The organism is Symmachiella macrocystis (assembly GCF_007860075.1).
GTDB classification, from domain to species: domain Bacteria; phylum Planctomycetota; class Planctomycetia; order Planctomycetales; family Planctomycetaceae; genus Symmachiella; species Symmachiella macrocystis.
This window is the reverse complement of record NZ_SJPP01000001.1, coordinates 2,100,722-2,112,255: the sequence shown is the minus strand read 5'-3', so window position 1 is coordinate 2,112,255 and position 11,534 is coordinate 2,100,722. Positions and strand designations below refer to the sequence as shown.

General features: G+C 55.8%; 7 protein-coding genes. 5 read left to right on the top strand and 2 right to left on the bottom strand.

Annotated features, from left to right (window positions below):
* Window positions 1-48 precede the first annotated feature (48 nt).
* Genes CA54_RS08245 through CA54_RS08225 form a run of 5 tightly spaced genes read left to right on the top strand, consistent with a single transcriptional unit; the run spans window position 49 to window position 9,240 of the window.
* Entirely contained in the window at window positions 49-3,318 is a 3,270-nt protein-coding gene (locus CA54_RS08245) for a hypothetical protein (protein ID WP_146370325.1), read from the top strand.
* A gap of 17 nt (window positions 3,319-3,335) precedes the next feature.
* A complete protein-coding gene (locus tag CA54_RS08240; RefSeq protein WP_146370324.1) occupies window positions 3,336-4,394 on the top strand; it encodes a hypothetical protein in 1,059 nt (352 codons plus the stop codon).
* A gap of 29 nt (window positions 4,395-4,423) precedes the next feature.
* Complete coding sequence (locus CA54_RS08235) at window positions 4,424-5,308, top strand: hypothetical protein (protein WP_146370323.1); 885 nt, start codon at window positions 4,424-4,426, stop codon at window positions 5,306-5,308.
* Between the two features lie 50 nt (window positions 5,309-5,358).
* Complete coding sequence (locus CA54_RS08230; RefSeq protein WP_231962999.1) at window positions 5,359-6,450, top strand: squalene--hopene cyclase; 1,092 nt, start codon at window positions 5,359-5,361, stop codon at window positions 6,448-6,450.
* Window positions 6,451-6,453: 3 nt separating this feature from the next.
* The gene (locus CA54_RS08225; RefSeq protein ID WP_146370322.1) at window positions 6,454-9,240 is read left to right on the top strand and encodes a TlpA family protein disulfide reductase; all 2,787 of its coding nucleotides are present in this window, start codon (window positions 6,454-6,456) and stop codon (window positions 9,238-9,240) included.
* A 69-nt stretch (window positions 9,241-9,309) separates the two neighbouring features.
* Here the strand turns inward: CA54_RS08225 and CA54_RS08220 are convergent, their stop codons facing one another.
* Complete coding sequence (locus CA54_RS08220) at window positions 9,310-10,305, bottom strand: endonuclease V (protein WP_146370321.1); 996 nt, start codon at window positions 10,303-10,305, stop codon at window positions 9,310-9,312.
* A gap of 111 nt (window positions 10,306-10,416) precedes the next feature.
* Window positions 10,417-11,514: an EAL domain-containing protein gene (locus tag CA54_RS08215; protein ID WP_146370320.1), complete on the bottom strand. Its 1,098-nt coding sequence runs from the start codon at window positions 11,512-11,514 to the stop codon at window positions 10,417-10,419.
* Window positions 11,515-11,534: the final 20 nt, after the last annotated feature.

The window sequence follows — 11,534 nt, the reverse complement described above, 5'->3', positions numbered from 1 at the left end:
AATACTGCGGTTAAACACCATTTCCTCATGCTCTCAAGGAACACGGCCATGAGCACTGTTTCCAAGCCCACTCACCATTTGGAACTGCCGCCGTCACTCAATTCCCAGCTCGACGAATTTCGTCGCCGGGTGTGGACGATCAAAATGATCGAAGCCGCCTGCGTGGCCGTCTTCGCTGTGGTCGTAGCCTTCTTGTCGGTCTTCGTGCTGGACCGCTTGTGGGATACGCCGCAGGCGTTGCGATTGGGTGTCTTCTTCGCGGCGCTGGGGGCGTGTTTGATTGTGCCGTTGTATTTGCATCGCTGGATTTGGAATCAACGTCGCCCGGATCAATTGGCGCGATTGCTGGGCAAGAAAATGCTGCTGGGCGATCACCTGCTGGGGATCATCGAATTGGTCCGGAGCGATTCCGAACAAGCCCGCTCGCGCACGCTGTGTGAAGCGGCGATCGTTCAGGTTGCCGAGGACGCGCGCAACAAGAATTTTCAAACCGCGACTCCACGAACGCGGCATCGCTTGTGGAGCGGACTGGCGATTGGCGCCGTTGCCATTGCAGCTGGTTTGTTGCTCTTTGTTCCGGCAGCTGCCAGCAATGCCTGGGCGCGCTTGCTCACGCCCTGGAACAACACCCCCCGCTACACCTTTGCCGCCGTCGAAGCTTTGCCGGCAGAATTGGTCATCGCCCATGGTGAACCGCACCAATTGCAGATTGTCCTGCAGGACGACTCGAAGTGGCAGCCGTTGCAGGGTGAGATTCAAGTGGGGCGGCAACAAGCGATTGCCGCGCAGTTGAAAGATGGTGCCTACGAATTTGAAATTCCGCCCCAGATCGACGACGGGCCAATGAAGGTTCGTATTGGTGATTCGCGACAAAATCTGTTGATCCGCCCGACACTGCGGCCCGAGTTGACTTCGGTCGTTGCCAACGTGCGATTGCCGGACTATTTAGAGCAAGACAAGCCGTTTGAACGCGACGTCCGTGGCGGATCGATCTCAATGGTCAAAGGCAGCCAAGCCACGTTTTCGATGACAGCCGGACGCAATTTGTTGGCCGCTTCGGTCAATGGCCAACCGGTCAAAGCCTCAGGGGCTGACATTGCGGGCATCCCGGTGACCGCCGATGAATCGCGCGAGCTGGTGATCGAATGGCGCGACGAATTCGGTTTGGCCGGCAAAGAGCCGTTTAATCTAATGGTCAAAGCACACGACGATGAGGCCCCGACACTCTCCTGCGAAAACCTGCCGCGAAAACGAGTGGTGCTCGATTCGGAACAACTGACGTTTCAGGTCAAAGCCCGCGACGACTTCGGCGTTCGCCGCATCGGCATGGAATGGCAAGGTCTGGATGAAACACTTGTCGAAAACCGGGCGGAAGGGGAACGCATTCTCGCCGCCGGCGGCAGCGAACTGGCCGCTCTTGATATCACCGGCACCTTCTCCGCGCAATCGCAGGGGATCGAGCCACAACCGATTAGCCTCCGCATCTTCGTCGAGGATTACTTCCCCGGCCGTGAGCGAGTCTATTCGCCCGAGTACGTGATGTACGTGCTCAATGCCGAGCAGCACGCGATTTGGCTCACCGACCAACTGAGTCGTTGGCATCGCCAGTCGTTGGAAGTTCGTGACCGCGAATTGCAATTGTATGGGGTCAACAAGGAATTGCGTGAACTCACCCCGGACGATCTGGACAAGCCGGAAAACCGGGAACGCATTGACCGCCAAGCTGCAGCGGAGCGAGCCAATGGACGCCGCCTGTCGAGTTTGACCGACAGCGGCACGGAGTTGATTCGCCAAGCTTCGCGCAACCCGGAATTTGGTGTGGGACATCTGGAACAATGGGCCGAAATGTTGCAGATTCTTAAAGACATTTCGGACAATCGTATGCCCTCGGTGGCGGACCTACTCAAAGAAGCATCCAAAGCCCAAAAGACCGCATCCAACCAGCCGGCCAATAAGGCTCCCACGATTGGGAATGTTCGCGACATCAAATCGGGACAACCGGCTCCGACCAAAGAAGACAAAGACGCGAAGCCGACAGCCGTGCCGGGAATCTCCGACGTGGAATCGTCGCAGCAGTTGGCGGACAAGAATAAAAAGCCGGAAGAAAAACAAGAACCGAAGAATCCGAGCAGCCCGTCATTGAAGTTGCCCGTAACCACATTGATGGATAGCGGCGGGCCTTCCAGCGGCAAAAAACCGCCGCAGAAAAAGAAGATGGACGAGGCGATCGCCGAACAGGAAGACTTGTTGGCCGAGTTTGACCGCATTGCTGATGAGTTGAACAACATTCTGGCCAATCTCGAAGGCAGCACGTTGGTCAAACGGCTCAAAGCGGCGTCTCGTGAACAGTACAAGATCGCCGGCAAAATCGGTGACCAGATCGATGGAGCCTTCGGCGTGGCGACTTCGCGTATTAAAAAGCCAAGTCGCGAAGTGTTCACCGGTCTTTCCGGCCGCGAAGAACAAAGTAGCCAAAACGTGTCGGTGATCATGGACGACATGCAGGCTTACTTTGAACGCCGCAAGATGATGAAATTTAAGTCGACATTGGAAGACATGAAGGAACAGGATGTCGTTGGCAACCTGCGTCAATTGGGAGATGACCTTCCCAAAGAACATGGACTCTCGATCGCGCAAGCCGAGTATTGGTCCGACTCGCTGGACCGTTGGGCCGAAGACTTGGTCGACCCTGCCTGTGCCGGGCAATGTCCGGGATGCAAATCGAAAGGCAGCTTACCCCCTTCGATCATCCTGGCGGTGCTGCAGGTCTTAGAAGCGGAAATCAACCTCCGCGAGGATACGCGCGTTGCCCAGCAGGCAAAAGCCGCGCTGGCTGAAGAAAAATATGAAGGCGAAGCGCATAAGCTGGCGAATACTCAGAAGGGATTGAAAGCCAAGATCGAAGATGTGGAGAAACGGATTCGCGCTCTGAAGGATGGCGAACAACTCTTCGGTAAGGAAATTGCCTTGATGCAAAAAGTCGCCGCAGTCATGCAGGAAGCGGCCGAAATTCTGGCATCGCCGAATACCGATGCACCCGCGATTGCCGCTGAGACGGAGGTCATTGAACTGCTGTTGGCCTCGAAACGGATCAAGCCCGGGAGCGGTGGCGGCGGGGGTTCCAACCCGGGTGGCGGCGGTGGCGGCGACACACAGGACGCGGCCATCGCGCTGATCGGCAGCGGCGTGAACGAGAAAGAAGTTCGCGAAGATCATGGCGCGCAACAAGCGACGGGCGAAACGGGATCGGGGTTGCCCGAAGAATTCCGCGCCGGTTTGGACGAGTACTTCAATCAACTCGAACGCCCGAGTCGATAACCGGAAGGAAGTTCACGATGCGATACCCAATGCGAGCAATCCTCCTCGCAGTTTGTTTCTGCCTTGGTTTTGGCAGTCCTGCGGCGCGAGGCGAGGAAGCTGCTGCGAAGAAAAATACGGCCGACGAAAAGAAGGCGACCGTAACCGAAGTGGCTGCGCGGAACGATGCTCAACAGAAGGCAAAAGCCGCAGTGGCAAAGCAGGCAGCGGCACAGCAGGCCGCAGCGGCGGCTAAGCGCGCGGCTGTGGTAAAGAAGTTGAAGGCCGCTGCCAAAAAACCAAGGCCGAAACGCCCGGCAGCAGCTGATGCAGTTGCCGCCGACGTCATCTTTCTACAAAACGGTCGAGCAATGCGGGCGGATCAAGTCCGTACGCAACTCAGGAATTTGTATAAAGTCGAGCTGGCCTACGCAAACCGCATCTGCGATATGTCGCCGCAGCAGCGTGAGCAAGTGGCGGTTGCAGCTGTGGAATCGATAGACGTCTTCATTGAGAAACTCAGTAAGAAAAAGAACCGTCGCGCGCGGGGCGGAGGGCTCATCAACGGTCAAGCGACCTTGAGTGTCGACCAGCGGGCAACGGTGCAAGCGGAAATCAAGAAACTGGTCGATACAAATTTACGTCCCGAACAGGCCGCTCAATACCTCGACGAGCTCACCAAGCGCGAAGAGCGGTTTCAGCAGGCGACCGTCCAGTTTTTTGTGGCCCGCATTGACGAGAAGTTACGCCTGACAGAGGAGCAACGTACAAAACTTCAAAAAGCGCTGGAAGACAATTGGCGGGATCAGTACGGCCAGACAGTTGAAGTGTTGATGAGCAACCCCATGTACGTCCCACAAGTCTCCAGCGGGTCGCTCATGGCGATTTTAGACGACTACCAAAAAGATGTCTGGCGGACGCTGCAAAGAATTGGACCACAACACGCTGGCATTTTTGGGCGAGGCCGCGTCAACGAAATTGTTGACGACTTTGAATTGCCCGAGGCTAAAAATCCTAAGAATCAGGAAAAGGCCAAACGCTTGGGTGGCGGAGGCGATGTGCTCATTGAAGGCGGAGTCAACGTATTGATTGAGTAACGGCCGTCCAACAACAAGGAACCAAGCCGGTGCAGACCGACGTCACAACAACCCGAACATTACCCTCCCGCCCACTTCGTGGACGGACTGAGGTGGCGCAGTTTCTGCGTCGCGCGTTATGGGGCGGGTTGCTGTTGCTGTCCGGTTTCTGGAGTGGGACGGCTTGTGGACAAGACGACGATGGTTTGGTGGATGGAGACGCGCCGCAGCCGGTGGCCGTTAATCGGTTTCAAATCAATCCCGATCAATTCGATCAATGGGTCTTTCGCGGCAATGGCAATGCACGGCAAGCTCGCAAGCGGCTGGACTCGCAATTGACGATGCGGATGAACGAAATCCACCGCATCTGCAGACTCGATCAGACTCAAAAACGGAAACTGTCGTTGGCCGCCGCGGGCGACATCAAACGGTTTTATGACGATGTCGAAAAAATGCGTGCCAAATTCATGGCCGTCCGCAACGACCGCAATGCGTTTGGAAATATCTGGCAGGAGATCCAACCGCTGCAACAAAAAGTCAGTTCTGGACTATTCGAAACGGATTCATTGTTTCACAAAACAATCCGCGGCACATTGACGCCCAAGCAACGGGTAAAATATGACCGTGCCGAACTCAAGCGGCGCAATTTCCGCTTCAAGGCCCAGGTAGCGGTAGCGGTCAGTTTGTTGGAACGCCGCATGCCCCTGACCGAGGCGCAGCGTAGCCAATTGATCAAATTAATTTCAGAGGTCGCCCCACCACCGCTGCGATTCGGGCAATACGACCGATATGTAGTTTGGTATTTCGCCTCCCAGATCCCCGAGGCAACACTCAAGCAGATTTTTGACGACGCGCAATGGGAGGTTTTTAAACCACAGATGAGGCAAGGGAAGGGCATGCGGCAGACACTCAAACGCGAGGGGTATATCCCTTGATCTCGAAGGTGCATTTATTATTCGACCATTTGCCGGAAGGCACGAACTTGATGACTCAAACCGACCCACGACAACCGAGACACATCCGCTCGCCGCGCTTTGCCATGCACCTGCTGCTTGCGGCAGTGATGGGGGGATTGATTCTAGCGCCCGCCGCGGCGAAAGCGCAAGCACCATTGCCGGGTATCCGCCACGGCGACGTCGTGCCACGCGATGTCCGTGAAATGTATGACCGGGGTTTGCAATTCTTGGCCACCACACAAGCGGCGGACGGTTCCTGGTCCGATGGTCAAACCGGCCCCGGCGTCACAGGCTTAGGATTGATGGTGTTTCTCGCATCGGGAGAAGATCCAAATTACGGAAAATACAGCAGTAACATCCGGCGTTGTTTGCGGAGCATTATTTCCGAACAAAACGCGGGGACCGGCTTTTTCGGCAACAGCATGTATCACCACGGGTTCGCGATGTTGGGGCTGGCGGAGGCTTATGGTGCAGTTGATGAGCGCAACTTGTGGCCTGTAGGGAAAAAGAACAACGCCCGCTCCATCGGCGAATCGTTGGAGTTGGCTGTCCGTGCAGCAATCACGTCGCAGAAAAAAAACTCGCTCAATGCGTGGAGGTATTCGCCCGATTCCAACGATGCGGATACCTCGGTGAGTGGATCGGTCATGGTCGGTTTGCTCGCCGCGCGGAACGCGGGGATTGAGGTTCCCGACACGGCAATCGATAAAGCCGTGGCCTATTTCGCCAGCATGACGTCCGGTTCGGGCGAAGTCGGCTATTCCGGCTTGGGTGGGTTTGGCGAATCGTTGGCGCGAAGTTCCATCGCCACTTTGGTCTACGCCATCGCGCATCGTAAAGACTTGGACAAATATAAAGCGACCGTCAAATATCTCACCGACCGACTAGAAACCGAAGCCAGCAGCTGGCCGGAATACGCTCGCTACTATCAGGCGCAAGCGTTGTTTCAAGGGGATGTCGAAGCCTGGGAAAAGTGGAACAAGATTCTCATTCGTCGACTCAAGACCGTTCAACAAGCCAATGGCAGCTTTCAAGGTCAGTTCGGAGCGTCATTGAGCACATCCATGAATCTGCTGGCTTTGGCGTTGAATTACCGATTTCTGCCGATTTACGAGCGATAAGCCATGACTTTTAAAAGCGTTGTTTTGACGTCGATATTGTGCTTATCGGCCCTCGCCGGTTTGGGCGGATCGCTGTGCGCCGCGGATGATGTTCGCGAAGATGCCATTTTGCGATTGGCAAGCGGCGACTATATGACCGGCAGCCTGGGCGATTCCGCGACGCCCGATGTCGTGACCTGGAATTCGCCGCCATTTACAAAGCCGTTGACCTTTCCCGCTGGGCGGGTGGTTTCGGTACATTTTCCCGTGGGCCTCGACCGGCCCGCACCGAAGGGCTCTTATTGCGTGGAGCTTGCCGGCGGTGACCAACTGTTCGGCGAATTGGTCAGCTTGTCTCCGACGGATATGGTGCTTGACTCGACGCGGTTTGGCAAACTCAAGATCGCCCGCAGTCACATCCGCCGGATTCTCAGTTGGGGCGAAGGCGCCAAGGTCGTCTGGCAAGGCCCCAGCGGTTTGGGAGGCTGGGATCACTCCGGCGAGAAAGCCAAATGGACAGAGGAAGGGGGGCAATTGGTCACGAACAACCAGGACGCCTTCTTGCAGCGCGATCTGGAAATTCCGAGCCGCGCCGGCATTGAATTGGAAATCTCCTGGAAGAAAAAAGCCGACTTTGTGATCGCGCTGGGTGTCGATGACAACCCCAAGAATATCCAACAAGCGTTTCGCCTCGAAGTCTGGGAACAGGACTTGGTCTTAATGCGCGAAACCGATGACGAGGTCGACGTCACGTCGCTGCTCAAACTCAAAGCCGGTGGCGGGCAATTGCATTTGCAGATTTATCTTGACCAAGAAAAAAACCGCATCTTTGCCTATACGGCTGACGGCCGTCGGTTGGGAGATCTGGAAGTCGCCAAGTCAAACTCCCCCGCCGCTTTTACGCTCTCCGGATTGCGCGTGATGAACAAACGCGGCGACCTAAGATTGGACCGCTTGCGGATTACGGAATGGAATGGTGAAGCCCCCCATGATGTCCAGGGGAATGCATCGCGCGCCCACCTTGCCGATGGCACAATCATCAACGGCACTGTGCAATCTTATGACGCGGACACAGACGAATTCATTATGCTCAGAGATGACAAACCGGTCCGTATCAAAGAAGGCCAAGCTGTCAGTTTCTCTATGCCCGCTGAGACGCCCGAGGAACCGCGTGTGATTAGCGCGATTTTTCCCGACAACAATCGCATTAGCGGGTCGATTGTCAAAATCGAAAAGGGCAAGGTGTCCATCAAATCCCCGGGTATCGAAAACGAACTCGTGTTTCCTGCCACGGATTTGCATTCACTCGCTTCCAGTATCAAGCAACTACCTCCGCAGGCTCGTGAAGAACGCGAAGGTCGATTAGAGATCCCCGGTCTTCGCCTACGAGGCTACTTGGTCGACGCTCAGGTGAAAGCCGATGGCAGTTGCCTGATGTTTCATCCGCGGGAAGGGCTCTCCAGCAGCCCACTTGGAGCAGAGGTTTCCGGAAGAATCGTCTATCGCGATCCCCCGCCGCCGCAACCGAAAAAACAGGTGCAGCAGCAGCGAAGACGAGTGGTCCGACAGCGGCGCGGTTTTTGGGGAGGCGTGATCGAAAAACTTTCCACCGGAAATCCAGCGGGCGCGGTCTCGGGACCCTCCGGACGAGCCATACATCTTTATACCGGGGATGTGATTCCCGGTAAGGTGAAGCGCATTGACGAAAAGGGGGTCTACTTCGATTCGACGATGACCGACGCCAAATTTGTACCCAACGAAAAAGTCAAAGCCGTGGAGTTTATCAGAGCGCAATCGACGATTAAATTCAGCAAGAAAAAGCGGGAGCGGTTGTTAACGTTGCCGCGCATGCAAAAACACAATCCTCCCACGCACATGATTCGGTCAATCAAAGGGGACTACTTGCGAGCACGGATCTTGGACATGGACGAGGAATACCTCACCGTCGAAGTCCGGTTGGAAACCAAGAAGATTCGCCGCGAATATGTTTCGCGTATCATTTGGTTGCATGGTGATGACCTGAATCTCGATGAATCGGCTGACGAAGACCCGGTTGCGAAACCGCTTACCAAATTACGGGTGCAAACCATGCGGAGTGACAACTCCCGGCTGACCTTCGAACCAGACGCAGTGGCCAATGCAACGATTTCGGGCACCAGCGATGTGTTGGGGCAATGCCAGGTCGAGCTGAAGCTTGTCGATCAATTGATCTTCGGCGATGCCATCGAAGAGGCGGCATCCAAGTTGACCTACCATCAATGGAAACTCAAGCACGCCGTCGAACCCAGCTACCTGTCCGCGTCGGGCGCGCAAAATACCGGCCTGGACTCCTCGTTGGTGGGTGAAATGGCACCCGACTTTACCTTAAAGCTCATGCAAGGGGGCGACTTTCACCTCGCGGACCAGAAAGGGAAAATCATCGTGCTCGATTTCTGGGCCACTTGGTGCGGTCCGTGTATGCAGGCGATGCCGCAAGTGGACGGCGTGGCACGCGAGTTCGAGGGACAACAAGTCGAATTGGTCACCGTAAACCTGGAAGAAAATCCCGAACGGATCCGTCAAACGTTGGAACGCCTGAAGTTGTCGCCGACAGTTGCGTTGGACCAAGATGGGGCAGTCGCGGACAAGTATTCCGCCACATCCATCCCACAGACGGTGATCATCGACCGAGACGGAAAAATTGTGCGGCTGTTCGTCGGCGGGGGACCGCAATTCGGAGAACAATTGCGCAAAGCTCTCCAAGAAGTCATTTCTGGAAAACTGCCCGGCGAAGACCCACCAGCCGACGCGCAGCCCGCAGCCGATGAATAGCCTGCCCCAGGAGATGAATCCGCACTGGGGATGACTCCGCAACCGAATAGTCAGTGGGCCGAGTGAGTGCTACGACTGAGCGGCGGAAATGCGGCGGACTTCATCGCGGCTTAGTTTATCGGCCCAATGAGTCGGTTCTGGAAGACGATGGCCAGCCAGCAGGCTTTGCGTGACTTCTAAGGCGGTGGCAAAATCGATGCGATGCCCCGGGGAAACATAAATCAACTTCGAGCTGTTCCGCGATTTGAGCGCCATCCCCAAAACTTCTTCGCCATCCACCACAGGACGCGCTTCGCGATGCGCCATGTCATCGGTCTCAACTTGGCCACACAATAATTTCTTGCTGATCCCCACCGTTGCCACGTCAGCGGCAATACCCAACATACAGGCGATGCCCATGCGGCGGTCGTGCATGACACCGTTGCCATCGACAAAGACCAGATCCGGCATGCGATCCTCCCGGCGGACTTGATCCAACAACCGCAACAACAAGGGCAATTCCCGGAAGGACAAAAACGTAGGGATGTACGGAAACGCGACCTCCGCAGTCAGGGTGGTCGACCATAACAATTTGCGTGTGGCCACATCGATCAACGCGTATCCGGCGACGGCTCTCCCGTCAGTGATATAAGAGAGATCCACGCCGCCAACGGTTTGCGGTCGCGCCGCAGGACGCGTCAGTTGCAGTCGCTTGGTGTAGTCCTCTTGCAGTGCGCTCAATGTCCGCAGCGGCTGTGATGATTGAAAGCCATCGAAAAACCACCGCGGTAACTCAATGCGATCTTTCTCGACTTCGATTCCTTCGGATTGCAATCGAAGGCATTTGTCGGCCGCGTCCCCCGTATAGTACAAACCCAGTTCGCCAGCGGCGAGGACAATGCGGTGTACTGGCAATGCGGCTGCGACTAACGGATCCAGGACATAACTGCCGACCCAGCGGGTTGCGCTATCGCTACCTAGCGCCGCAGCCAATGCTCCATAGGTCGTCACGCGGCCCGGTGGAATCTGGGCTATCAAATCCCGCAACGCGGCCGGCAGATCGGGAATCTCAACGTCAATGTCCATGCAGCAACGGTTCCGGCGGCGGGGAACAAACTCAGCCGCGCAACTTCAGCGCGATGGCACGATGATACAATTGCGCGGCGATAGCAATCAAGCAGAGCCACTGTGGGCAGCTCACGCAACCGGGACGGAGTCGACCAGCATCGGGCGGCCGAAGAAATACCCTTGCGCGAAATCAAACCCGATTTGCTGACAGATTTCAGCTTCTTCGGGGCGCTCAATCCCCTCAGCCAGAGCGGCGATTCCGAAATCACGAACCATCGTGACCAGCGATTCGACCATTTGTTGCTGTTGCGGGTGGAGATGGATGTCGCGAATGAGTTTGATGTCGAACTTGAGGTAATCGGGGGGAACCGCAACTAGGTCGAGCAATCGCGTCTGCCCGGCGCCGAAGTCGTCGTAGGCCAACCCAATATTTAGGTCGGTGATCGCCTCCCGGAACGTTTGCATCTCCTCCAAATCTGTGACAGCACCTTCGTGAATCTCAATGGTTAATGGCCGCTGGGGAAATCGTTCGCGGAGTTCACGCAAATTGTCGAGCAGTCCTAGCGTCATTTTTTCACACGGGTGTGTGTTAATAAACAAGTTGGTCGCGGGAATGATTTGATCGCCGGTTCGCACCCCTTCCCAGCGTAGCATCGTGCTCAATTCCGCGGCCAAGTGCAGTCGTTCGGCCACCAGAAACATGTCACGTGGAGTTTCCAGACCATCGATCCGACTCCGCGACAGGATTTCATATCCGATGACGCTCTTGTCGGCGAATGCGATGATTGGCTGAAATACCGGAACGACCGCGCGGGAAGACATCAGGTTGTGAAACCGTGCCAGCATCCCACTCAGGTCGCACGAGGAATCTGAAATGGTATTGTTAAAGCTCTTTGCGGCTTCACGTTTCACTCGGAAATCGATTGTGGCGAATTGGATCAAGTCTCCTTCGCCAATCGGAGTCGTCCCGGCGACGCGATGGCCGTTGACGAATGTTCCATTGGTGCTATCCAAATCTCGGAGAAAGAGTTTATCTCCTACCGATACAATTTCGGCATGTGCTTTGGAAACCGCGGGAGAGGGCAAGCAGAGCCCCAGCTCGGCGGAGCGACCGATGCGAAACGGGACCGAGTTGATTGGAATATGTTGCACCCGATCGCGCTGATCGATGAGCCCTTCCAAGAACCAAAGTTCTTGATCAGTTGCGGGTAGTATTTGAGTTGTCATGACGAGCTACTCTGGGAAAC